This window comes from Providencia sp. PROV109 (assembly GCF_033681625.1).
Classification (GTDB): Bacteria; Pseudomonadota; Gammaproteobacteria; order Enterobacterales; family Enterobacteriaceae; genus Providencia; species Providencia hangzhouensis.
This window is the reverse complement of the sequence record NZ_CP096320.1, coordinates 2,195,221-2,221,489: the sequence shown is the minus strand read 5'-3', so window position 1 is coordinate 2,221,489 and position 26,269 is coordinate 2,195,221. Positions and strand designations below refer to the sequence as shown.

At 38.7% G+C, this 26,269-nt stretch carries 21 protein-coding genes; 12 read left to right on the top strand and 9 right to left on the bottom strand.

Annotation, left to right across the window (positions count from 1 at the left end):
* The first annotated feature begins 360 nt into the window (after window positions 1–360).
* From M1F25_RS10270 to M1F25_RS10235, 8 genes are all read left to right on the top strand, one after another.
* Window positions 361–699, top strand: coding sequence for a helix-turn-helix domain-containing protein (locus M1F25_RS10270; RefSeq protein ID WP_004264112.1), 339 nt, complete (start codon window positions 361–363; stop codon window positions 697–699).
* 93 nt (window positions 700–792) lie between these two features.
* Window positions 793–1,326: a fimbrial protein gene (locus tag M1F25_RS10265; RefSeq protein WP_094962509.1), complete on the top strand. Its 534-nt coding sequence runs from the start codon at window positions 793–795 to the stop codon at window positions 1,324–1,326.
* Between the two features lie 72 nt (window positions 1,327–1,398).
* Window positions 1,399–1,635 carry a hypothetical protein gene (locus M1F25_RS10260; RefSeq protein WP_232368745.1) on the top strand — a complete coding sequence of 79 codons (237 nt, stop codon included), beginning with the start codon at window positions 1,399–1,401 and terminating at the stop codon, window positions 1,633–1,635.
* A 331-nt stretch (window positions 1,636–1,966) separates the two neighbouring features.
* Window positions 1,967–4,492 carry an outer membrane usher protein gene (locus tag M1F25_RS10255; protein WP_164455706.1) on the top strand — a complete coding sequence of 842 codons (2,526 nt, stop codon included), beginning with the start codon at window positions 1,967–1,969 and terminating at the stop codon, window positions 4,490–4,492.
* Between the two features lie 28 nt (window positions 4,493–4,520).
* Complete coding sequence (locus M1F25_RS10250) at window positions 4,521–5,282, top strand: fimbria/pilus periplasmic chaperone (protein ID WP_136135199.1); 762 nt, start codon at window positions 4,521–4,523, stop codon at window positions 5,280–5,282.
* Window positions 5,283–5,315: 33 nt separating this feature from the next.
* The gene (locus M1F25_RS10245; protein ID WP_094962505.1) at window positions 5,316–5,939 is read left to right on the top strand and encodes a fimbrial protein; all 624 of its coding nucleotides are present in this window, start codon (window positions 5,316–5,318) and stop codon (window positions 5,937–5,939) included.
* A 49-nt stretch (window positions 5,940–5,988) separates the two neighbouring features.
* Window positions 5,989–6,888, top strand: coding sequence for a hypothetical protein (locus M1F25_RS10240; protein ID WP_004264095.1), 900 nt, complete (start codon window positions 5,989–5,991; stop codon window positions 6,886–6,888).
* A 63-nt stretch (window positions 6,889–6,951) separates the two neighbouring features.
* Window positions 6,952–7,482, top strand: a complete 531-nt coding sequence (locus M1F25_RS10235; protein ID WP_112307004.1) for a fimbrial protein — start codon at window positions 6,952–6,954, stop codon at window positions 7,480–7,482.
* 439 nt (window positions 7,483–7,921) lie between these two features.
* On the opposite strand, the gene M1F25_RS10230 is transcribed toward M1F25_RS10235, so the two are convergent.
* The gene (locus M1F25_RS10230) at window positions 7,922–9,535 is read right to left on the bottom strand and encodes a GMC family oxidoreductase (protein ID WP_094962502.1); all 1,614 of its coding nucleotides are present in this window, start codon (window positions 9,533–9,535) and stop codon (window positions 7,922–7,924) included.
* Window positions 9,536–9,801: 266 nt separating this feature from the next.
* On the bottom strand, window positions 9,802–10,698 hold the full coding sequence (locus tag M1F25_RS10225; protein WP_094962501.1) for a LysR family transcriptional regulator: 897 nt from the start codon (window positions 10,696–10,698) through the stop codon (window positions 9,802–9,804).
* Between the two features lie 124 nt (window positions 10,699–10,822).
* Between M1F25_RS10225 and M1F25_RS10220 the strand changes: the two genes are divergently transcribed.
* Window positions 10,823–12,472, top strand: a complete 1,650-nt coding sequence (locus tag M1F25_RS10220) for an alpha-keto acid decarboxylase family protein (RefSeq protein WP_094962530.1) — start codon at window positions 10,823–10,825, stop codon at window positions 12,470–12,472.
* Between the two features lie 38 nt (window positions 12,473–12,510).
* Here the strand turns inward: M1F25_RS10220 and M1F25_RS10215 are convergent, their stop codons facing one another.
* Window positions 12,511–13,491: a Gfo/Idh/MocA family protein gene (locus M1F25_RS10215; protein ID WP_181489646.1), complete on the bottom strand. Its 981-nt coding sequence runs from the start codon at window positions 13,489–13,491 to the stop codon at window positions 12,511–12,513.
* Window positions 13,492–13,956: 465 nt separating this feature from the next.
* On the opposite strand from M1F25_RS10215, the gene M1F25_RS10210 reads away from it, so the two are divergent.
* Genes M1F25_RS10210 through M1F25_RS10200 form a run of 3 tightly spaced genes read left to right on the top strand, consistent with a single transcriptional unit; the run spans window position 13,957 to window position 17,945 of the window.
* Window positions 13,957–14,679 carry an IclR family transcriptional regulator gene (locus M1F25_RS10210; protein WP_181489645.1) on the top strand — a complete coding sequence of 241 codons (723 nt, stop codon included), beginning with the start codon at window positions 13,957–13,959 and terminating at the stop codon, window positions 14,677–14,679.
* Window positions 14,680–14,704: 25 nt separating this feature from the next.
* A complete protein-coding gene (locus tag M1F25_RS10205; protein WP_050763789.1) occupies window positions 14,705–16,120 on the top strand; it encodes a YfcC family protein in 1,416 nt (471 codons plus the stop codon).
* A gap of 4 nt (window positions 16,121–16,124) precedes the next feature.
* Entirely contained in the window at window positions 16,125–17,945 is a 1,821-nt protein-coding gene (locus M1F25_RS10200; protein WP_004264061.1) for a CocE/NonD family hydrolase, read from the top strand.
* 75 nt (window positions 17,946–18,020) lie between these two features.
* Here M1F25_RS10200 and M1F25_RS10195 read toward each other — a convergent pair whose 3' ends face one another.
* The 6 genes from M1F25_RS10195 to M1F25_RS10170 form a co-directional block, all read right to left on the bottom strand.
* The gene (locus tag M1F25_RS10195) at window positions 18,021–19,163 is read right to left on the bottom strand and encodes an ABC transporter substrate-binding protein (protein ID WP_172767564.1); all 1,143 of its coding nucleotides are present in this window, start codon (window positions 19,161–19,163) and stop codon (window positions 18,021–18,023) included.
* A gap of 21 nt (window positions 19,164–19,184) precedes the next feature.
* Window positions 19,185–21,308 carry a TonB-dependent receptor family protein gene (locus tag M1F25_RS10190; protein WP_181489644.1) on the bottom strand — a complete coding sequence of 708 codons (2,124 nt, stop codon included), beginning with the start codon at window positions 21,306–21,308 and terminating at the stop codon, window positions 19,185–19,187.
* A 237-nt stretch (window positions 21,309–21,545) separates the two neighbouring features.
* The gene (locus tag M1F25_RS10185) at window positions 21,546–22,400 is read right to left on the bottom strand and encodes a dimethyl sulfoxide reductase anchor subunit family protein (RefSeq protein ID WP_110591637.1); all 855 of its coding nucleotides are present in this window, start codon (window positions 22,398–22,400) and stop codon (window positions 21,546–21,548) included.
* 11 nt (window positions 22,401–22,411) lie between these two features.
* Window positions 22,412–22,954, bottom strand: coding sequence for a DMSO/selenate family reductase complex B subunit (locus M1F25_RS10180; RefSeq protein WP_181489643.1), 543 nt, complete (start codon window positions 22,952–22,954; stop codon window positions 22,412–22,414).
* Window positions 22,955–22,967: 13 nt separating this feature from the next.
* A complete protein-coding gene (locus M1F25_RS10175) occupies window positions 22,968–25,550 on the bottom strand; it encodes a molybdopterin-dependent oxidoreductase (protein ID WP_181489642.1) in 2,583 nt (860 codons plus the stop codon).
* Window positions 25,551–25,579: 29 nt separating this feature from the next.
* Window positions 25,580–26,269, bottom strand: coding sequence for a molecular chaperone (locus M1F25_RS10170; protein ID WP_181489641.1), 690 nt, complete (start codon window positions 26,267–26,269; stop codon window positions 25,580–25,582).

The following is a 26,269-nucleotide window of genomic DNA, read 5'->3' as shown; positions in this document are numbered from 1 at the left end:
TGTGTGTGTTTTTGATTGAAATCAAGTTATTTTGTTACAATCTAAGAGGATTTATTAAAATTTGTTAATTTCAGATAAAAATACTTTTTTTTATGTCAAACCAAGCCTAATAAACTAACAAGCTAACTTCTAAATTTGATTTTAAAAAAATTGTTAAAAACTTTAAATGTTTATAACTTATTGTTAGATAAGAAAAACAACTGAATTGTAAAAAGTGTAAATATAGCCAATTAAATAGACTCTATTCTTTTTCGTGGTTTGATTTAAAAAATACTACTCATTATAATTGTAAGCACTTAAAGGGAATATATAAGAGCACAACAAATTATAAATTATTAAACTGAGACCTTGTTATTAATTATGAGTAAAGTTAATAGAGTCATATCCAAATATGAAACACAAGATAATCTATTTTCTATTTACTGTGGATTAGTTATAAGAAAAATACGTAAAGAGAATGGTATTTCTGCTTGTGAACTAGCAAAACAAGTAAATGTTTCACAGCAACAAATGTCACGTTATGAACGTGGAATAAATAAAATTAGTATTGATATGTTATTTAATTTAAGCGTAGCACTCGATTGTCCATTTGAAAGAGTCATTAAGCTTATTATTGCTGAAGTTCAAAAATCCCCTTCGGATGATGTAATTTCTTTAAAAAATAAGATATCAGCATCTGATACAATTTATTTTTATTAGTCCATTTAAATATATTTTATTTAAATATTTTTTTATTAAAAAAATGCATATAAATATTTATATGTATATCTATACTTATCGTTTGAGGAAAAAATGAAAAAAATTATTTTAGCAACTATGATTTCTGGTTTAATGAGTACATCTGCTTTAGCTGTTGATGCAGGGAGTGGAACGGTAACATTTTCTGGTTCTATTATTGAAGCGCCATGCTCTATTGCTCCTGGTGAAGAGAATCAAGAAGTTCCATTAGGCCAAGTATCTAATGTGACTTTAGATAACGGTGGTGAATCATCAGCACAACCATTTCAGATTAAATTAGAAGGCTGTAACCTAAAAGGTGATAATCAAGTTGCGGTAACTTTCAAGGGAACTGAAGCGGGGAAAGATACAGGTTATTTACAGATTACAGGTGATGCTACTGGTGCCGCAGTGAAGATCATGAATTCATCGGGTACTCAAATTAAAGTTAACTCTGGCGCAAAACAAAATTATGTTGAAGGGAATAACACATTAAAATTCCAAGCATCATTAATTGGACTTCAGTTAGTTGATGCGCAAAGCAAAGTTATTCCAGTAACACCAGGGAAATTCCAAGCAGTTACTAATTTTACATTAGCATATAATTAAATAAATTTTTATAAGATGCTATCTCACCACGGGGTTGATAGACCTCGTGGTGTATATTTTAATGGTTATAATATGATAACAAAGAAAAAAGAAGTTATTTTATCATTGTGTTTTTTTTTACTATTACCCTTTTTTAAAAATGCTTCTGCAAATAACTCAATGGATCTGATAATACAAGGTAGCATTATGGATACGGCATGTAGTATTGATACTGGTTCTTATGAACAATCCATTGACATGGGAATTTTACCACTATCATTAATACAGCAAAAAGGACAAGGACAAGCACATGATTTTTTATTACATTAATTGGTTGCAAACTAACATCTTATACAGGTGAACCATGGAAAACATTTGAAGTTTCATTTGATGGGCCTGTTAATGGGGATTTTTTTTCAGTATCGGGGTCAGCACAAGGTATAGCACTATTATTAACTGATTCGAAAGGCGTACATATTTACCCAGGAAAAAAAACACTACCGAACGATATAAAAGCTGGGAAATATATTTTGAATTATCAGTTAAAAGTTATTTCAGATAAAACACCTTTACGTGCTGGGCAGTATCAAACATCACTGCGTTTTAAACTAGATTATTACTAAATAATAAATAAATTATTGTTAGATTTTAGGAATGTTTTATGTCTTCGTTACCTATTTATACACCAAAATTAAAATGGTTAAGTATTCTTATTGGATTAACAATCAGTTGTGTGACTTTAACTATCAATGCAGATAATCATATTGAATTCAATACTGATGTTTTAGATTTAGAAGACAAAAATAACATTGATTTAAACCAATTCTCTCGTGCGGGTTATATTATGCCCGGAGTTTATAACTTTACGCTAAAAATCAATAACGAACAAATATCTGACATTAGCATCCCCTATTATTCTGGTGAGTATGATCCTGATAATAGTCAGCCTTGTTTATCTCCAGAAATAGTTAAGCTACTCGGGCTTACTTCTGAGTCGCAAAAAAAATTAACATGGTGGCATGAAGGGCAATGCCTTAATGAAAACAGCTTGCCAGGATTATTGCTGCGCGGTGATTTAGCTACGTCATCTCTATATGTCAGTATTCCACAAGCGTACCTAGAGTACACATCAGAAAACTGGGATCCCCCTTCTCGCTGGGACAATGGAATATCAGCATTACTTATTGATTATAATGTGAATGCTAATGCCACTAATTCCTATAATGGAGGAGCAAATTCATCCTCAGTAAATAGTAATGGTGTTGCAGGTATCAATTTAGGTGCTTGGCGGTTTAGAGCTGATTGGCAAAGCCGCTATAACCACACAACAGGAAGCCAAGGACGTGACCAATCTGATTTCACATGGAACCGTTTTTATGCATACCGAGCTCTATCTGAATTAAAGGCTAAACTCGTACTGGGTGAAGACTATTTGGCTTCAAATATTTTTGATGGCTTTAGATTTATTGGTGCAAGCTTGCAATCTGAATTAAGCATGATGCCACCAAACTTGCGTGGATATGCCCCTGAAATAACAGGGATAGCACAAAGTAATGCTACAGTGACGGTCATGCAACAAGGACGGATACTGTATGAAACACAAGTTGCGCCGGGTCCCTTTCGTATCCAAAATTTAAGTGATGCCATAACAGGAACTTTAAATGTTGCCATTAAAGAGCAAGATGGTTCAATTCAAGAGTTTCAAGTTGATACCGCAAATTTGCCATATTTAACAAGACCTGGGCAAGTTCAATATAAATTTGCGCTAGGCCAGCCAACAAATACCGAGCGCCAAAGTGAAGGGGAAAATTTCATTACAGGTGAATTTTCTTGGGGTATTAGTAATGGTTGGTCTTTAATTGGCGGTAGTTTGAATAGCCAAAATTATAATGCGCTATCAATGGGATTTGGGCGAGATTTACTCGCATTCGGTGCACTTTCATTTGATGTTACTCAGTCTATCGCCCGTTTATCCGGTGAAGGGACATTAAGTGGGAGCTCATACAGAGTTAACTATTCTAAACGATTTGAAGAGTTCGATAGCCAGATACAATTTGCAGGTTATCGTTTTTCAGAACGAAGTTATATGAGTATGAGTGATTTCTTAAATACCCAACGAACAGGGCTACGTAATTATGGAAGCAAAGAGCTATACACTATATCTGTAAATAAGAATTTTCAGGATATAGGGTTATCATTATATTTAAATTATAACCATCAGACGTATTGGGATAAAAAAGATAATGATTATTACAGTTTAATGCTATCGAAATATATGGATATCGGTCCAATAAAAAATATGAGTATTAGCTTATCTGCAAATCGTAGTTTTTATAACGGTGTGACCGATGATAGCGCTTATGTATCATTATCTTTCCCACTAAGTAATGGGGCAAATGTTGGTTATTCGATGAATACAAGCCGCTATGATACGACTAATCGTGTTTCTTATTATGACCGATTGGATGATAGAACAAATTATCAGGTAAGTGCAGGTGCAAATCGAAAAGGAGGAACCGCAAGTGCTTTTATTTCACATCAAGGGGACAATGCTCGTTGGTCAGCCAATGCGAATCATATAAATAACCAATATAGTGCTTTTGGCCTTTCCACTTCAGGTGGCTTGACCTTAACAGGAAAAGGTACGGTTGCACATAGAATAAATAATCTCGGGGGAGCACGTATATTAGTTGATACTGATGATGTTCCAAATATTACGATTCGTGGTATTGGTGTTCCTGTTGAATCAAACCGATTTGGGAAAGCAGTTATTTCAGATGTCAGTAGCTACTATCGAAATAAAGCGCAAATTGATTTAAATAAGCTACCTGATGATATTGATGCCCAACAATCTGTTATTCAAGCAACATTAACTGAAGGTGCTGTTGGATATCGTTCATTTTCGGTTATTTCAGGTCAGAAAATTATGGCTGTTATCGTACTTACTGATGGTACTCATCCACCATTAGGAGCTCAAGTAACAAATCATAAAAAGCAAAACGTTGGGATTGTAGGTGATTTAGGTAATACTTATATAAGCGGTGTCCATCCTTCAGAAATAATGAATGTTACATGGGGTAAAAATATGTCATGTGAAATAATTTTTCCCTCTGAATTAATGAATCGAGAAATTCAAGATAATTTATTACTTCCATGCAACGAGGTAGTAAAAGCAATAGTCAAATGATTATTTAGTTTAAATAGATAAAAGTAATATGAAAGGTAATAACCAAATGAATATCAAAAAGACATTAATGAGTATTTTTTTAGGGCCTTTAACCCTAAGTGCTTTTTCAGAGGCTGCGGTATCATTAGATAGAACAAGAGTCATCTTTGATGGAGAGAACAAGTCAATCTCTTTAAATATTAATAATAATAATAAGCAACTTCCTTATCTTGCTCAAGGTTGGATTGAAAATGAAGAAAGTAAAAAAATAACATCACCATTAATTGTATTACCACCAGTTCAACGATTAGAACCAGGAAAATCTAGTCAAATGAAAATTGAAGCTCTACCCGATGTAAAAAACTTACCTCAGGATAGAGAGTCTTTATTCTATTTTAATATGCGAGAGATTCCACCTAAGAGTGATAAACCAAATACTTTACAGATTGCATTACAAACAAAAATAAAATTATTTTATCGTCCAGAAGCAATTGCACCACAGCAAAACAGTGCGCCATGGCAAGAAAAAATGCAGCTTGAAAAGAAAGGAAATCTTGTTTTTGCCAAAAACCCAACGCCTTATTACATCACAATAATTAATGCAGGGGCCCATGCAAATACGGATGCGAAAGAATTTAATCCAATTATGATTGCGCCCTTTAGTGAGATCAATATTGGAATGACAAATGAGCAATTAGGTAATACCCCCGTGATTACTTATATTAATGATTATGGTGGTCGCCCCAAATTAACCTTTGATTGTAAAAATACAATCTGCTCTGTTATTACAAAAAATTTATTAAATAAATAGTAAAGGAATATAAAGCTAAATGGGGACATATTTATGAGCTCAAAAATATATCGTTGGTTACGTTCAAAATATATGGTCATTTCACTTTGCTTAGCCACAGTATTGCCGGCAATTGCTGACAATAATAATCTGTTCAGGCCTACAGATGGTTGGGAGGTTGATGGCCAGCATGGGGTTATCCATGTTTCAGGCTCTTTAACTGAAAACCCATGCGAATTAGCTATGAAATCTAGTAACCAATCCGTTTCGCTAGGAAATTTATCATTTAGTGATCTAAATTCTTCTGAGCAAGTGATGCAACCTATTCCATTCCAAATTGAGTTGTTAAATTGCTTGCAAGTTCAAACTGAACTTCAAAATTTCCAAACTGGAAAAACAGTATGGAGTAGCACACAGCCTGCGGTCAAAATCAAATTTTTAGCAGCAAGTGAACCTGAACATTCAAATATTATTCGAGTCAACGGGGCATACGGCTTTGGGTTGCAAGTAGCAAATTCAGCAGGAGAAATATTACCAATAGGTAAAGAAAGTAACCCAACGTTAATTGCATCGGGCCAAAATAGCCTAATTTATTATGTCTCAGCTATAAGAACGTCCGGTCCACTCATACCTGGTGCTTTTTCTGCTTTAATTGCTTTTGAAATGCTATATGATTGACGTCATAGCATCACGATAATAATTTATAAAATTGATAGGTAATAGCGTAATGCTAAAAAGTAAAAATATTTATTTTTTTAAAATAATGATGCTAGCTTTACTATTTATAATTAATAATAAAACTAGTGCAAGTCCATTAAATCCTAACAGTATATACACCACAAGTAAGTTACATAATCTTATTAATGATGCATACTATACTATACCAAAAACGTTAGGCCCTTATTTTTTATATATTCCAGATGAGATAAAAAACAGCACGAATACTGAGTGTAATATTACAGTTATTGCGACTGGACGCTCATCGACAGGCTCTATAACCTCTATGGCAACACCAAGTATTTCTCTACTAGTTGGATTTAGTAGTATATATAATGTAGGTGTTGTTAAATACTATTCAGTCACACGAAACACACCTAAGCACTGTAGTGAAGTATTACCCGACTTCGGCGTTAAGTTTGGTCAGTTTGATGTTAGATATATAAATTTCTTCGATTACCATGCATCAGCAACAGGTTATGCTGATACATGCTTACAAATAATTGTGAATGGAAAAGATGTAGGAACAACCTGTTCAGTTAATGTCCCTGAGATCCCAGTATTGCCTTCTTGCAATGTATCTATGCCATTGACGATATCTCATGGCAATGTCAACTCAAATAATATAAATGGAAATATAGCAAAAATTAATGGGGATATATCGTGTACTGGCGATATGAGTGCCACATTTCAATTTTTACCTGAAAATGAAGTTGATTTATTACATGGTGTAAAAAGTCAATTAGATGTATGTGTCTCAGGAAAATGTATGTTGAATAATTTAGTTCAAGCGGATATTAAAAAAAATACAAACTTAACCTTTTCCGTTAGTTCAACTCTATCTTCATTAGGAAATCCCGAGCCAGGTTCGAGGGTAGGAAATGCTATTTTATCTATTGTAATTAATTAAAAAATTAAATCTAAGTTACTTGAAATTAATTTATTTGATTTATCGATTGGAGTATAAATCATTATGATATTTTTAACTCAAATAATAAAAAAAAGAACACTTTTACTATTTGTAATTCTCACTAACATACTGATTATTTTTTTTAGTAGCTTTTGCCTTGCCGAAACCTATACATTAACAATTAAAGTGGATGTTATTGAAAGCACTTGTGATGTGTATGGTGAAAATGGCCCTGGACAACCTATTGAAGTCTCATTTGGTGAAATAAATCTACACGGATTTACCAGTGAACGTTATACAAAAAACATTGACTATCATTTGGATTGCGGAAGTAAATCATCCAGTAATCCAAATCTTAAATTAAAGCTTGAAAGCTCTAGTGCAAGCTTTAATACGAATTTGCTTGAAACATCTAACCCTAATTTAGGACTAAAAATTCAAGCAGATAATACGCCTTTATTACCTAATGAATATCGTAATTTTACTTACTATGCACAGCCAGTATTAACGGTGTCCCCAGTTTTTCATGAAGGGAAAGAAATTGAACTAGGTTTATTTACCGCTTCTGGAATATTGAAAGTGGAATATCAGTAATAGTTTGTTTAGCTTTCAAATGATTATGCACGGTCGAAATTTTTATCGTGAAGGTAAGGTTTATCTACATCATCCCAAGCCAATCAAGTCAGCTTCACCTATAACGCTCTTTGGCATATTATCCAAAAAAGGGAAATACGACTTTATGTCACTTTATAGTAGTCATTGAGAAGTAAATTTATTGTATGAAATTATTTAACTTTAATAAAAGTACGCTATTTTATTTGATGGATTTAATTAAATGAATATACCGCGAGTACAAAATAAACCATTAAATATAAAAATACTATAAATCAATAAAGCAAAATAACGGTTTAATATATAACACCACAACTTAATGTTAAATCGTTCTAAGTACCGTAAGATTATTGAAACAGCATAAAGTTTGGGTGGTTGCCTTGATTTTATGCTGTTTTTCTATTATTACCTTATCGCAAGGCTAATTTGCGTTCCTATCTTCTATAATCATCGCTGCTGCGCGTTCTGCAATCATGATCGTTGGGGCATTTGTGTTTCCACTTGGAATTTCAGGCATCACAGAACAGTCCACGACACGTAAGTTTTCAATACCATGTACACGTAACCGCAAGTCAGTCACTGATGTTGTAGTATCCGTTCCCATACGGCAAGTTCCCACAGGATGGTAAACCGTTTTACAAAAATTTCGGACAAACTCTTCAAGTTGAGCTTCATCATGGCGCACCGACGCTGGCGGCATTAGAACTTCTTTGCTTAATACTTGTAATGAAGGGCAATCCAATACTTCCAGTCCAAATTTAACTGCCCGTTTGCAACCTTCCATATCTTCAGGTGACGCAAGATAATTAGCATGTATCTTTAGTGGTGCTTGTGGGTCTGCGCTGCGCAATAAAACTTCACCACGGGACTTAGGTTGCAGGTACCCGACCTTTAAAGAAAAGCCGTGGGCGGCGGGTAGAGGTTCGCCAGGAACATCATCCCAACTATCTAAAATAGGTAAAAAATGAATTTGTACATCAGGACGACCTTGGCTGCAACTGTCTTTAAATGCAGCGCCTTCTAAAACGTTAGAGGTGAGCAGTCCACTGCGAAATGCTATCCACTCTACCCCGTGTTTAATCGCATTTAGACCTTGGTCTGCGCCGAATAAGCTAATTGGTTGCTTAGTCGTGACGTTAATTGACATATGTAGGTGGTCATGAAAATTTTGGCCAACAGGCAGATTCACATGAGTATCAATCCCCAACGAAGATAGGTGCTCCTCTGGCCCGATTCCTGACAGCATCAATAATTTTGCAGAGCCCATCGCACCAGAACAAACCAATACTTCGCAACTAGCGAATGCCTCAACTTCATGGCCATTTTTCCCTTGATAAGCAACACCAATAGCGCGGCCATCGCGAATTATAATACGGTTCACTTGAGTGCCAAGCTTTAATGTCAACTTATCATTCTTTTCCACTGATTTTAAATAGGTTCTTGATGTACTGGCTCTTTCTCCATTATGCGTTGTCGTCTGGTAAAAGCTTGTTCCTTGCTGGCTTTCTCCATTAAGATCATTGAGATAAGGAAGACCATGCTCTTGTGCTGCACGAATAAATGCCATTGATAATGGGTGCCGATATCTATTTTCACTGACAGGAAGTGGGCCTTCTGTTCCATGATGTTCCCCTGTCAGGCTTTCATTGTTCTCTGCTTTTTTAAACCATGGCAATACATCCGCATATCCCCAACCTTCACAACCATAGTTTAGAGCCCAATTATCATAATCTTGTTTCTGTCCTCGGATATAAATCATTCCATTGACAGAACTACTTCCCCCCAATACTTTCCCTTGGGCAATTTGCATTTTACGGTTATTAGCATGAGGCTCTGGCTCAGTTTCATAAGGCCAGCTTTTTTGGGCGATAATTTTAGCTACACCTGCAGGCATACGAATAAACAAATGGTTATCGCTATCGCCCGCTTCGATAAGTAATACTCTAGATTGCGTTTCTTGGATCAACCGAGCAGCAAGAACACAACCGGCAGAACCCGCACCTACAATAATATAATCATATTTTACTGCGCTCATTTGTCACCCCGCCAAATAAAATAAACAATTTATTTTCATTTGCTTAACAATAGCGCCTTTAATTCATTAATGTATGAACAATATTCCGCATATGTGATTTAAATCAAAAATAATTTCTTATGTAATTATTTTATAATCTCAATAGATTCTGTTTATTAAAGAAAATTTTTAATTAAGATAAATATTTAAACCTTAGCAATATTCATTAATAAATGAATATTTTTGGGCGGTTTAATGCAAGACTTAGCAATACAGGACTAACTGCCTCATCTTGCCCTATTGGCCTTTAATATAGTTAACGCCAAATCATGCCATGCTTTGGCACGACGGCTTTGGTGGTGGTTTTTTACTGTCGCTAAAGCAATATCGTAAGCCAATATTGGCTCAATAACTGGAATAACGGATAATCCCACTGAACTGGTATTCTGCCACATACTATCTGGCAGTAGCGTTACCCCTACCCCTGCTCTTACCATGGCAGTTACCAAATCTAAATGGCTACTGCGTCCGGAAATAGTGGGCTTTTTGCCATAAACACCGCAAGCACTGACAACCAGTTCATTAATTAGAAAATCATCAGAAAAGAAAATAAAAGGCTCATCGACTATTTCACTAAATTTAACAAATTCACGGATCGCGAGTGGATGTTGTTTGCTGACTAATAGCATTAATCGGTCCGTTGAAAAGGGGTGTACTTCAAAGCGGTCATCAGCAAAAGGTAACATCACCGCGGCAGTTTCAACTTCACCATTTAACATTGCCTCACGCATTTTACGGGTACCTAACTCAAGAATTTTCAGTTCCACCTGTGGGTAACGTTGGCTAAAAGCCATAATAATGTCAGCAAAATAGGTCGATGCTATCACGGGAGGTAGCCCAACAGGTAGCACACCAGATATAGGACCCGACCTTTCCTGTAACGCTTTCTTCATACAGCTAAACTGTGAAAGAATTTGCTTCGCATGAGCCAATAAAATGTCCCCTTCCTCCGTTAATTTAACGCCATCGACTTCCCTAATCAGCAAGGTATAACCAAGCTCATCTTCTAATTTTTTAATACTGCGGCTAATCGCCGGTTGCGTTACAAATAAACTTTCTGCCGCACGACTAAAACCATTGAGCTGTACGACTTCAACAAAATAACGTAATGAACGAATGTCCATTCCACCCCCTATGATTTTTAGTTATAGATAGAATGAGTTTAAGTGATTTCCTTTAAAGCACAATAAACGATAAAAATAATTCAATTTAGAATTATTAGCTAAGCAATTAATGGAGATCAGCATGATGAATAAGACGGTTATCGAATACGTATTGGACAGACTTTACCAAATCGGTATTCACGATATTTTTGGTGTTGCTGGTGACTACGCATTCCCTATTGAAGATGCAGTATGTGAAAGTGAAAATATGCGCTGGATTGGCAACTGCAATGAACTTAATGCTTCATATGCTGCAGATGGCTACGCCCGCGTGAAAGGTGCAGCGGCATTATCGACGACTTTTGGTGTCGGCGAACTTAGTGCTTTAAATGGTATTGCAGGCGCTTATGCCGAACATCTTCCCATTTTTCACCTTGTTGGTATGCCAGCAAGTGGGGTTCAAAAAAACCACCGTTTAGTTCACCACACTCTAGGAAATGGTGATTTCGATGTATTTTATCAAATGAGCCAACACTTAAGCTGTGCTCACGCTATTTTAACGCCTGAAAACTGTATTGCCGAGACAGAGCGCTTAATTACAAGCGCTTTACAAAAATCTCGACCCGTTTATTTAGGTTTCCCTTCTGACTACGCTGTTATGCCAGTTAAAGCAGATAAAACATCTGAAACTATCACTATAAATAAAAGTCATAGCAGGACATTATCAGCTGCCGTTACAGCTATTGTCGAAAAGCTCACATCGAGTACAAAAGCCTGCATTATTCCTGGAATTTTAACAGCACGTTTCGGCTTAACGACTGATGTTGAGGCTATTATTCAGAAAACTGGCCTACCCTATGCCACTATGTTTATGGATAAAGGGGTCTTAAGCGAATCTAACTCTCGATATATGGGGATTTATAACGGAAAACTAATGAATCCTGAAGTGAGAGAATTTGTCGAGAGTTGTGACTGTGTTATGGGGATCGGTGCAGTATTAACGGACTTCAACTCCGGCAGCTTCACGGCAGCTATTGCCCCTGAAAGCTGTATTAACATTCTTTCTGACCACGTGAAAGTGGGCTCTGCTATCTATCCAAATGTATTGATGAAAGATGTGTTACATAAATTAAAAGAACTTGTGCCCTCACTGAACCATGTTGGGATCAAAGCCCAAGATTTAGGATCTCCACAACAAGGTGAAAATGGCCAAATTACTGCCTCATATTTGTACCCTCGCCTAGAAAAAATGTTCCGTAAGAACGATATTATTATTGCAGAAACGGGAACTGCATCCATGGGGTTAGGTTTTGCTTTATTACCTGAAAATGCACAGTTTCATAACCAAACCTTGTGGGGCTCTATCGGTTGGGCCACTCCTGCTGCATTTGGTGCAGCAATAGCTGAGCCACACAAACGGGTGATTTTAGTAACTGGAGAAGGTTCTCACCAACTCACTGCCCAAGAGATTAGCCAGTTTGCCCGTTTTGGCTTAAAACCCATTATTTTTGTCCTAAATAATGACGGCTATTTAATTGAGCGGCTTTTGTGTAAAAACCCTGAAGCCTATTACAACGACTTACCCCAGTGGAATTATGCACAGCTTCCCGCGGCATTAGGCTGTAAAGATTGGTATTGTCAGCGTGTTACCAACTGTATTGAATTAGACAATGCGATTAAACAAGCCGAGCTATCGAACCATGCGGCCTATATCGAAGTGATCATGGATAGATATGCGGCATCTGAGCTTGCTGAAAAGCTTGGTAAATCAGTAGCATCTTTATATTCATTTTAAATTGACAAATTATGGCAGCCATAGCGCTGCCAATGTATTTATGATTCAAATACCAGCCCTACATCGTCCCGTGATTGATGCAATATTTTTGAAACAATTAATGCTAATTCAAGCAATTCATTACATTTAGCATGGCTTTTAGTGCCAATTTGCTCACGAAAGAATGCAAACTCATAGACCATATGATTGATTGTTGTATCCCGAGATACGCTGGATATTTCCCCGTCAATGCAAACCTCGACTGACTGGCAAAGACTTGGAGCCCCCTTGATACAAATATACCCTTTGGTACCTTGAATAATAAAGTAACCAGGGCTCGCCGAATCTTTCGCTCCCACGCACGATGCAACTGAACGCCCAAAATGGGCGGTTAATATCCCTGATGTATCAATTCCATTAAACCCTTTATTACAAATATAATGGCTACTATCGGGTGCTCCCATCAAGGCCGATAACAAATAAATGTTATATAGATTAATATCATAGAGTGCACCGCCTGCTTGCTGTGGGTCAAAAGCGGCATGAATACGGCCTTGTAAATAGTCATTGTATCGACTTGAATATTGGGAGTAATTACCGTGAATCACTTTGATTTCACCAATTTTATCAATATGTTGTTTGATAAAATGAAATTCAGGAGTATGAATAGACGTAATGGCTTCAAACAAAAAAAGCCCTCTAGTCTGTGAAATGGAAATTAACACCTGCAATTGTTGCCAATTTGGTGTAAACGGTTTCTCGCATACCACATGTTTGTCGGCCATCAATGCATCAAAGGTATACTGAAAGTGCAAATGATTTGGCAAACCTATGTATATCACATCAACATCAGGGTCTTGCAGGAGTTCTTGATAATCAGTATACAACTTTGCTATACCAAATTGTTGGCAAATAACCTGCCCCTTTTCAATACTTTCCGCCCGAACACACAGTGCAACTAGCTCTATCCCCTGCACCTGTATTAAAGCATCAAGAGCCGACATGATTATTTTTCCAGAACCAACTAGCGCGAGTTTCATCTCTGTTATCCATTAAAGAAAGTGAATTTCATTCTGCCATAAGGCTCATTATTTAAGAAATGCCTTCGATGCTTTTTTGATAACCTCTGCCATTTCCGAATTTTCCCCTTAAAAAATCAATAAAAGTGACGCATTTTTTCGCTGAAGGTTCTTTTATTTATTGCTGGTGTACGAATCAATTTCACTAGGTGAACCAAATAACCGCCATAAATGACGATTAGCTTCCCATTTACAATCATTTCTATTCGCGTTGTCATCAAAATTTTCTTATTTTAGATTTCCTATAACCAATTGTTTTATATTAAAAATACTTCACTTTCATTTTTATCACTGAAAAATACCTTTTTAAAACCCTAACTCACCTCACAATTTATTAACAACTCTCTTGAATCATTTTTTATTATTCTCCATGCTAATTTTATTAAATAAACCAATGGTTTACTGTATGAACCAGTCGAGGTTGATATGAAAGAAAATATTGTCACTGCCGTTGATGATGCTTTATTGTTATTGATGCTATTAGGTGAAAAAAACAATCTTGGGTTAAGTGAACTTGCACGCTTATCTGGCATGAATAAATCCAAGGTATACCGCTTATTATGCACACTGGAAAATCGCCATTTCGTACAAAAAAACGAAAATCCGGTTACTTATCATTTAGGCCATCAATTATTAAGCTTGGGGAATTGCGCTCGCCAACAAATTAACTATATCCAAGTCGCAGAAGTTGAAGCAGAGCAACTACGTCAACGTTTTGATGAAAATATTCAAATGCGTATACGTGACAACGATGAAATTTTACAAGTTCTTCATAAGCCATCAGGACAATCACTTCAAGTGCGCAGTGAAGCTGGTAATCTCCGACCGTTAGGATCTGGGGCTTCAGGCAGAGTGCTATTGGCTTACTCACCTAAAGATGTTCAAGCACATTTTATTGAAAAGAACCCCTCTATTGAAAAATCTATTGTAACCATACGCTCACAAGGTTTTGCAATTACCCGGGGTGAATTAACCGCAGGTATTGGTGCGATCGCCGCACCTATCTTTTCACAACATGGGGAATGCATTGCTTCACTGAGTATTAGCTTACCTCTAAGCCGTTTTTCTGATGAAAAAGAACAAGATATGACTGAACAACTGCTTCTGTCTGCTTTACGTATATCGAGGCAGCTCGGTTACGACTCATAATTAATACAATAAAAGAGACAACATCATGCAACCAACAAACAGCACAATACAAAGCCCATCTTCACCACCAGGCTGGCAAATGAACCCGGTTTTAGTAATGTTAACTATAGTTATCATTGCCTTTTTAATGACTTATTTTGTTAATTCAGGCCAATATGAGCGTGATGGCAAGAAAGTTATTCCTGATTCTTACCAAACTATCACTAAAGACATTACGTTAGAGCAATTATTAGGCACTGAGAAATCGGAGGAAGGTACTGCCGCTCCTGTCAGTTTGCCTCAACTATTTAAAGCGATCCCCGAAGGAATTGTTAAGCAATCGCCACTTATATATATGGTGCTATTCATCGGAGGAATGTTTGGTATTCTCAATAAAACAGGGGCTATAGAATCAGGGCTAGAGCGATTGCTCCATGTTACCCGAGGCAATATCTACTTGTTAATCCCTTTCTTAATGATTGTATTTTCCATGGGAAGTACCTTTATGGGGTTGGCCAAAGAGTATCTTTTGGTTATTCCCATGGTTATAGCCTTAGTGAAACGCGTTGGGTTGAATGAACTTATTGGGCTTGCCATTGTAGCTATTGCGGTTAAGGTAGGATACCTCGCCTCCATCACCAACCCATATGCACTTTCTATCGCACAACCGCTTGTTGGTTTACCCGTGTTTAGTGGTTTAAGTATGCGAATTGCGGCGTACCTTATTTTTATTACACTCGGTATTTTATTCGTTTTCTATAGCATTCGTAAAACGACACTCACAAACTATGTGGTTGAAGAACATAATCAAACCACACAATTAACCCATCGCCATAAACTTATGTTAATTGTCTTAGCTATCGGTGTTGCATTTTTAGTCTATGCCTCTAATCGCTGGCATTGGAAAAATAATGATTTATCTGCTTACTATTTATTCTTAAGTGTCATTTTAACTTGTTGTAGTGGTTTGACCGCAAGTGCCGCCGCTAATGCATTTGTCAGTGGAATGAAAAAAGTCCTCATCGCAGGGGTGTTAATTGGGTTAGCGACTGCTGTCGAAATTATTCTTTCTCAAGGTAAAATTCTTGATACCATTATTCATCAATTAGTTGGGCTTGTCGGTAATCACGGTCCTTATGTTTCATCATATAGCATGTTTATTTCCCAACTATTATTAGACATTGCTATTCCATCTACTTCTGGGCAAGCCGCTGTCACAATGCCAATTTTAGGCCCCGTTGGTGAAATTTCTGGTGTTTCCCCTCAAACAACGGTTTTTGCATTTTTAATGGGTAATGGGCTAACCAATATGATCACACCAACATCTAGTGGGTTATTGATCTTTTTAGCTACAGCCGGTGTCAGTTGGACCACCTGGGCAAAATATATTTTACCGCTTTTTATCATTTTTATGGCAATCAGCATTGGTTTACTGAGCGTCGCCGTTACCATAGGGTATTAGTAAGATGGATATGAAGAATTACCGAATAGAAATGCGTGATGGAATAATGCTATCAACCGATATTTACTTTCCACAAACTCAATCAACTGCATCTTTTCCCGTTATTATAGAGCGAACCCCCTATGATAAAACCGCACCTTCTCGTTCGGAAAAAACGGTATCAGGCCAGCAAATAACACGCCAAGAAATGGCGAAATACTTCAATAAACATGGTTTTATTGTCGTGTATCAGGATTGCCGTGGACGTTATGAGTCCGAAGGAAAGTTCACAAAATATATTAATGAAGCTGAAGATGGTTTTGATACATTACAATGGATTATGGAACAACCCTGGTGTAATGGCAAAATAGGCTCAATGGGTCTCTCTTATGCCGCTCATACACAATTAGCAATGGCGTGTTTAAATCCACCAGGTTTACAGACGATGGTGCTGGATTCTGGCGGTTTTGCCAACGCCTACCAATGCGGGATCCGTCAAGGGGGGGCTTTTGAACTCAAACAAGCCACTTGGGCGTTTAAGCAAGCTAAACTAAGCCCACTCGCCCAACAATCTCCCGAAATTTTAGCCGCACTCGAACAAGAAAATATCCATGAATGGTTTACGACAATGCCATGGCATCAAGGACAAACATTGCTTAAACATGTTCCTGAATATGAATCATATTTATTTGAGCAATGGGAAGAAGAGTGTTTTTCCGATTATTGGCAGAAAATAGGCATTTATGCCGAAGGCTATTATGACCAAATACCGGATATCCCAGTGTTATTTATGTCTAGCTGGTACGATGCCTATGTCAGTTCAACATTAGATAACTACTATGCATTTGTTACCAAAAAACAATCACCGCAAAAATTGATCATGGGGCCTTGGCTACATGGTGACCGTAATATCACGCATAGTGGCGACGCAGAGTTTGGTGATATCGCAGCATTTGACCACAATGTTAGTGAAAGTTGGTTATCTTGCCGTTTAAACTGGTTTGAAACTCACTTAAAGGATGAGAGCGCCAAAAACCATCGTGACGAAGTAACAATATTCATGATGGGTGGTGGAAGTGGTAAACGCAACCAACAAGGACGTATAGAGCATGGGGGAAAATGGCTTAGCCACCATCAGTGGCCTTTGCCAAATACTGAGAAAACTGCGTATTATCTGTGGCCAGATAACAAATTACATCATCAGCCCTACACTAAAACAACTACAATATCCTATTGTTATGACCCTAAGCACCCAGTGCCTACCATTGGCGGTGCCTTAACCTCAGGTCAGCCTATATTTTGGGGTGGGGCTTTCAATCAATGTGAATTACCAAAGTTTTTTGGTAGTAAGCATAATAACTTACCCCTTTCTGCCCGCTGTGATGTATTAGTATTCGAAACCGAAGAATTACAAGCAGATGTCTGTTTAGCAGGTGAAATTGAAGTGTCGCTTTGGATAAGCAGTGATGCATTAGATACAGATTTCACTGCAAAACTTATTGATGTTTACCCTCCCAGTGCCGATTACCCTCAAGGCTATGCCATGAATATTACTGATGGCATCATCCGTTGTCGTTTTCGGCATGGTTATGAACGGAAGGAATTATTAACCCCAAATGAAATTGTCGAAGTAAAAATTAAGCCGTTTGCCTGTGCAAACCGTTTCGCAAAAGGACATCGTATCCGATTAGATATTTCTAGTAGCAATTTCCCTAAATATGACTTCAATACAAATACAGGTAAAACTATCGCGGGTGATAGAACCTGGAAAATAGCTTGTAATAGCCTACATATTTCTAGCGAATACCCGTCAAAAATCATTTTGCCCGTGCTCAACGAAACTTAAAAATAATATAATTAACCAATAAATTTGCCCGCTTTAACTGCCAACACCACTAAAGCGGGCTATATGAGAAGATAATTATTCCGCTTGAACCCAAAACACACCATCCCCCTCTAGGGCAGTAAAGGTCTGGTGTAAATAATCGCTATCTGCCTGTGGGTCAAGGTCTGCAAACAACTCTGGGTGGATAAATTTTGCAATCGCTTCCACCGCAATAATGTTAAATGGCGTATCGTAGTATTGCTGGTATAACGCTAATACTTGCTTGTTTTTGTAAGCAGATAATGAACGAAACTTAGGGCGATCCATTAGCTTACTCAAGCGAGCTAAAGACTTTTGTTTATCCCCCGTATAACCTAACGGCACAGAAGCACTACCTTTACGGGTACTATCCCAATCAGCTGCGGTCATTAAATAATAATCAGGGTTGCTGTGAATCAATTGTTCTTCACTGATTTCCCCACCCATTCCAATACTAAACCATTGTGAACCAAGGTTATTCCCGCCTGCCGTTTCAACAAATTCGCCAAAATTACCATTACCGAACGTTTTACAGCAATAATCTTCCCCTTGGATACCAGCAGCTCGTTCAATGAATACGCTTGGACGCTGCTCTTTGCTAAGTTTAGCCACTCTTGAACGGATTAAGTCTAACTTTTGTTGATAAAACTGATTAAATGCTTGTGCTTGTTGTTCCTCACCGAATACTTGGCCAAGTAATGCCATACTCGGCATGGTATTTTTTAATGGATATTGCCTAAAGTCGATAAAAATAACGGGTAAACCACTTTTTTCCAATAACGATAAGGTGCCACTTTCAGCAAGCTTACTTTTTAAGCCAATATCAAAAATTAACAAATCAGGTTGAGCTACTAAGGCCTTTTCAACACTAAAATCTGTCGTATAAGGGTTGGGAAAAACAGGTATTTGACTAAGTTGTGGAAATTTTTTGCTGTACGCAACACTCAAATCAGGCGCTTTTTTAATTAACGCATCATCCCAAGCAATAATCCCTTTTAATGGGTCTTGCGGATGTAATATATTTAACGCAACTAAAACACGGCTGTCCGCCAGCATCACTCGAGATACAGGGGCATTAACCGTCACATCCCTACCCGCAATATCCGTCACAGTGATAGGTGCCGCCAAACTATTAGTTGAAAATAGTAGGCTAACAGCACTAAGAATCAGCACGAATGCATTGATAAGTTTTCTCATCATCATTGTTCTGCCTTATTTTTATTAAAATTTTACGGATGCTTGAACATAGTAAGTTCTTGGCTGCCCCACATAGATACCATAATTGTTATCCGTAGAACGTGTAAAATAAGTTTGATCAAAAAGATTTTTAATACCAGCAGATAGCGTTAAATCAGACAAACTTTTTCCAAAATGGTACTCGCCTCGTGCGTCCCACACCATATAACCGGGGATTGTTCCGTATCGGCCATCAGCACTTGGTTTTGTTACATAATGGCTTGATGTTCCTGGCGATTCTTGGGTAGATTGTGCATAAGTATTTAAGTTCCATACCCAATTACCAGTTTCATAACGGCTACCTGCGGTAAAGACTTGCCGTGAATAAAACGGTAAATCCTTATGAGCGAAATCCCCTTTTTTACTTACCGCTTTAGTGTAGGTATAAGTACTATACACACTTATACCATCCAATTTATCACTCAGCTCAGACAGGTTATATCTTGCTGCCAATTCCACACCTTGATGAGTTGTGGCTCCCAAATTTGTCCAACCCGTTGTATTTTCAACGTAAAGTAATTGGTCATCGAAATCGATATAAAATAATGTCGCTTCAAGAGATAGCGCAGTATTATCGTATTTAGTCCCCACTTCATAGTTATGTGCTTTTTCTGCACTTAACCCATTTGCGGGTGAATTCCCTACCCCTTTCGTATTCAACTGAAAATACTGCAAACTGCCAAATGACGTACTGGCATTGGCAAATAGTTTCCATTCATCATCAATGTGATAGATCACCGCTAGCGCAGGAAGCGGTTCGCTATATCGCTTACTTCTGTTTTGGTTTTTAAAACTGTCATTTAAATGAATATTAATGTTCTCATAGCGGATCCCTGGGATCACCGTCCAATTACCAACATCAATGGTGTCATCAAGGTAAATAGCATGGGCTTCTGTTCCACCTGATGTGTGTTGGTAATAATCATTAGTACTCGGCCGCGAACTTTGAGTGCCGGCTTGGTACCAATTTGAACGGTAAGCTTTTTCGTCTGCGGTTTCATTTAAATAACGGTATCCCACCGTCACTTCATGTGAAATATCATTAAAACGGAATAATTGTGAATAACTCGGTTCAATTGCATACGCGGTATAGTGACGAGGGTAAGAAACTAACCGTCTTTCATTCGCTTTATCTTTATGGTCACTTTCTATGTAACTCCCCCGATAACTTTTACTAAACCATGTCATTAACTCAAATTGTTTATCATCTTCTTCATGTTTATATTTCAATGACATGTCTTGTCGATTTCCTTCAAAACGGTCATAAGGCCGTGTTGATTGGAATGGGTCAGCGTTATATTGCGCTTGAGTTAGCCCACCTGGCATACCTGACATTGCATGATAATAATGAAAATTAGCCAGTAACTCGTCGTTATCAGTTACGGCATAACGTGTTTTTAAAATCAGGTCATCAATATCTGTATTATCATTGCTCTTACGGTAGCCTTGCCCATGTAACCCTGAATACAGCAGTATCGCTCCTGCTGAGTCATCGGCTTTTGAGCCCCCCACGGACGCATCGACTAGGGTTTTGAGCCCTCCTGTTTTAGCCCCTTGGGTTTGTAACGAAACACCACCAGAAAAGTCTTTCGGGATAGGTTTTGTCACAAAGTTAATGACGCCACCCACATTTTGTGGCCCATAACGTACGGAAGCTCCTCCGCGGATCACATCAATAGATTCAATACTCCCTAGTGATAATGGCGACATCGACAGCTGAGGTTGGCCATAAGGAGCTGCCGCTAGTGGCATACCGTCGAGTAAAATCGTTGAGCGAGGTGAAAGGCGTGAGGTTAACCCACGAACCCCAACATTCAAGGAAACATCGCTCCCACCTGTCCCGTTACTTTCTCGTACCTGTACACCGGGTATCCCTTTCAATGCATCAGCAATGGTTTCACTGCCTGATTCTTTAATTTGTTGCTGCGTTTTTACCGTTCGAGCACCTGGGTGATTAAATACCACCTCACCATCTTCAGTATTTTCAAGCCAATTGCCTGTAACTGTAATCTGACCATTTTTTGGATTATCAACAGCAAATACATGATAAGGCGCTAATGCCGCTGAAATAGCTAATGATATGAGTAGCTTGCTAGTTTTTAAATTCATAAGGAATAAGCAATAAAGGAGATTAAGAGAGATAATGATAATTATAATCATTACAAACAATCAACTTAATTTACTATTTATTTTGAAATTATTCTGTTTTAATTCCTTATTATATAAAGGGTTATTGACTCATTGAGAGTGAAGAGAACTAAAAAAACCGAGGGAGCTTCCCCTCGGTTAACATTATTGGTAAACATGATATAATTAGAGGTAAATATCATTTTGCCTCTAAAGGCATTAACCACCCAGTGAGAAAAATACCACTCGGCCAACCCCCTCACCAACAAAAATACAGAGTGTTGCCAGTGACATAACAAATGTTGCATTTACATTGCGCCCATTTTTTTGGCACAGTAAACGGCCAACAAACAAGACTCCTAATGCAATAAGTATGACTCTAACAATGCTTAAGTTCACTAAACCCTCAGGTAGTTCACGCGGCGTCATTCCCATATAAATAGGCTCCCCGATATTTCCGAGTAGAGATAATGCGCCCAGCAGCATAAGTAAGATCCCAATAACACCAATACCAAGTGTAATTTTAACCACTCGCTTTAATTGCTCTTCTTTATCATTGCGACGTAAAGAACCTACCAGTAATAATGCCGCTATCACGCCACCAACCAGTAATACCGCCCCAAAGAAACTGGCGTAGGTAAATAAGCCATTCCAGAGATTAAACAAGGTGTTAGCATACAATGCTGACATTGCGTACATATAGATAATACCTGCTAACGCACTAAGCAACAGTAGCAGCGCGTTCGCTTTTTGTTTCAGCAATAGCAGCGCGACACTGAAAAATAATAGCGCCATATAAATTGCAGTCGCCCACACTTCGCGACTCATCCATGAGGTCGATACATGCAACATGGTATAAAACATGTGTAGCGGGTTACCCATATGAAATAATGAACCCAATAACCCAACACAGCCCAGAACAAAACTAGCTAGAACAGGCAGTTTAATAAACTGGACGCTTTGTAGGTTATTTCCGCCTTCAAGCACACGAAAATAGCATACTAATGAAACTAACAAGCACCCCACAGAAGCTTGCATAAATAAGGTGAAAATCACCAACGGAAATTCATGCATGATAATTCTCCTTATCCTTTTGTACCGACAACTAGGTTCGGTTTGGTAATACTTGAGCTAGGTAGCCCGGCAATATCTGCATTCGAGCCATATTTTTTACGTAATTCGCTAATTAGACCGAACTCAATCGCACGCATAGGGCAAGAATCAACACACATTGGATTTCCTCCTTTTTCACGGAGATCAAGACAAGTGTCGCACTTAGTCATCATTCCAATACTGGCATCAAACTGAGGTGCTTCATATGGACAAGCCCACGTACAATAGCGGCAACCCACACATTTATCATGGTCGACTAAGACAACGCCATCTCCCTCTCGTTTGTGCATTGCGGTGGTAGGACAATGACTTACACATTGCGGATCATCACAATGGTTACAGGCAATAGACAAGTGCCAAGTCCGAGGACGTGGATACTCCCCCACTTCAATATCATACACACGGCGAAAGTTACGCCCGACTTCAAGGTCGTTTTTGTCTTTACATGCAACAACACAGGTCTTACAACCAATGCAAGTGGCAACATTAATATAAAATCCGACTTGTTTATCCATTTCTTATTGCCCCCTAAAATATAATACGCTGTGGAATTGCTGCATCTGGAACTAACTGGTCACCATGCCATTTTTCGATATTACATAGCATCGTGTTCCACCCTGATGTACCAAGCCCTGTAGGGACTTGAATGGTTAGCGTATTGTCGGCCCCCGCCATATCTATCCCTGTTTTTTCGTCAACATCGGTCCAACTGCCATGGGGTAGTGCGACCACACCCGGCTTCATCGTTTGTGTCACCAATGCAGGGCGCACAATCTTCCCTTGTGGGCTCGTGACCAACACAGTTTCACCGTGTTTAATACCTAAACGTTTCGCATCAGACGCATTGATATAAATTGGGCTTGGCCACTGCTCACGTAACCAAGGCACATTATCAAGCGTGCTGTGAGAGCGGCGTAAATAGTGTGGATTATAGATTTGGAATGGGTAATCCCCTTTCTCCTTCTTCGAGAAATCGCTAAAGCTAGCCTCGTAACCACTTGCAGACGGAATATACTCAGGAATTGGTGGTAATTTAGTCCAGCCACACTCATCGGCTTTTTCGACTAATGTTTGGCAGTAAATTTCAAATTTGCCACTTGGTGTTGGTCGTGGATTGGCCTGTGGGTCGCGAATGAAATCTTCATAGGCAATATAGCCATAGTTATCACCAGCCGTCCGTTTTACTTGGTATTTCCCAACAGTAAGAAATTCATTGAGGGTAATTCGCCCCTGTTGTGGCTTGCCTGTTACTTGCCATTCATCAATGTCCGCTTGAGTGATTGTGATTAATGGTTCTGTTGTCTTACCATCTTCACCAATGATTGTTGCGCCATTGAGTTTATTGAAAAATTGTTGTTTTTCCGAAACAGGAAAAACTTCATCGACATTAATACCTAGACGCTTACCTATTTCTTTGGCGATCCATTGGTCACTTCTCGCTTCATAAAGTGGTGGCGTTACATTCACCGCAGCTATCATAACTTCACGGTTACTTGGATTTAATATGGTTCCTTCACGCTCCCATTCAGTCGTCACCGGTAAGACAATATCCGAATATTTGGCGCAAGTATGCGGAACATACGCTGCGGTCACAACCAATTCCACATCTTTACGGTAGGCCTCAACGCTTTGCGAAATATTGGCTCGTGTTTGTAACGTGGCATTGAATGGATGAATGATCATTTGGATATTTGCATCGACATCTCCCACACCACGTTGGCGGAATTTTTTCTCTAATAATGCACGGTTAAGCTCATTGTGATTGATTTTTAAACTGACTGGGTTTGGTACTGAAGGTAGCCCACTTGCTCCCGCCATAACGAGCCGCGTGCCATTATTTCCAGCAGCGAAATGGCAACTAACCCCTGTCATCCGGCCAGGCCTTCCCATATGGCCAGTCATAAAGCCTAAGGTTGAGAATGCTTGCACCCACCCTTCACCATTATGAATTCGAGCAGGTGCCCAACCTGTAAGCAATGCGACTCGGTTAGTGCCACCGATTTCACGTGCCAAAGTGCGAATATCACTCACTGACAGCCCACAAATATTAGAGGCCCACTCAGGTGTTTTTGGCTCTCCCGTATAGGTGCCTAATAGATAATCTTTGAAGTTCCCTTTCGGGTCTGCACCTGCGGGCATATTACTTTCATCAAAACCAACTGTGCAACGGCGTAAAAAATCCCAGTCAATCAACGAACTGTCAGGGCTATCCATTTCTAATAGTGCGTACATAATACCCAGTGCTAATGCATGGTCAGTACCCGGATTGATGGGGTACCAATCTGCATCCATTAACTCTGCCGTCGTCGTATAACTTGGGTCAATGCTAATGAAGCGAGCCCCAGCTTTTTTTGCCTGATAATAATTATAGGTTGGGCTACCCGGGCTACTCCACGCTGGGTTTGCCCCCCACATCACGATCAACTGGGAGTTACGCATATCAAAACGGTCATTGGTACCAAAGGTATAAAATCCTTCAAGTAATCCTAAATGGGCTGGTGTTTCAAACCATGCTCCCCACGAGGTTGTTCCCCAATCCCCAACAAAACCCCCCGCTTTGGCGTAAACGTTTTGGATATCAACACCGTTACCACCCGTGATCCAAATAGACTCGTTACCATATTTTTCTTTAATACGTTTCGACTCTGATGCCACAATATCTAATGCTTCATCCCAACTGATGCGCACCCATTGGTCCCGTCCTCGTAAGCTTTTGTCCCCACCACCCGGGGCCCAGCCTTTACGCTTCATGGGGTATTTCAGACGATCCGCCCCAAAGACTTGTTTACGTTGTGAACGACCACGTAAACAACCTCGCTGTTGTGGGAAATCAGGAGAATCTGCAACTACATCATCTGTTTTTTGTCTAACAACGACACCATCGACCACCAATGCTTTATTAACACAGCGGCCACCACAGTTATGCCAACAGGCTACGGGTTTCCATTTCCCTTGAGTTACTGCATCAGTGGCTTGTGCAACTGCTTTTTCCTCCTCTGGTGTTGCCGCATATAATTGCTTACTCAGCGGTAACGTAGCCATTACTGATGCCGCTGATGTCCAAGCTATAAATGAACGGCGACTTAAGGCTATTTTCTGTCTTTCTGACATTGCTCTTACCTCTTCATTTTGTTTTATTATTATAAATTGACTAATTCATTGATTTTTTTAATATCATTGCGTAAAAAAAGTTCAAGTAATGAACTTAATTGACGATAAAATGCGGTTTCTGCATGGTTATACATTGAGCGGCAAAATGGCGTAATAAAAGCCAATAAATGGGTATTCAGGAATGTCGCAGACCCGAGTAATAATGCGTTTACTTTAGTCCAATCAACGTTTTCAGTTTCGCTATCAATAACTTCAGTAATACGCAGACTTAAATGCCACATAAAATCTAACTCATAACCAATATGGTCAGCGGCTTCCATATCACCTTCTGGCAAGTGAACGCCATACTGTTCATAAAAAGACTTCACTGCTAAGGTACTTTCTTGAAATAACAATTTGTCACGAGAAACATACGTTGATTCCCATGGCGCTGCCGGCGGGGCTTCTGGGCCAATAAATAAGCGAGTAAAATCCCAATGCAAATTTTCGAAATCTTCGTTATTGGCTTGTATCCGCCTATTGTTTAAGTCTTTATGCATCTCATTTATCGCATTTTTCATTGCAGGTAATGCTTCATCACAGGGGAATAACAACAACCCTGAATCACTTAAATAACTTAATAATTCTGGCGTCGGTTCCTCCATAAACAAGCGCCGTAATACGTCATAAGCAAATTGACGCGCATAAAGAAAATCTAAAATTTGGTCATCATTGGTCAT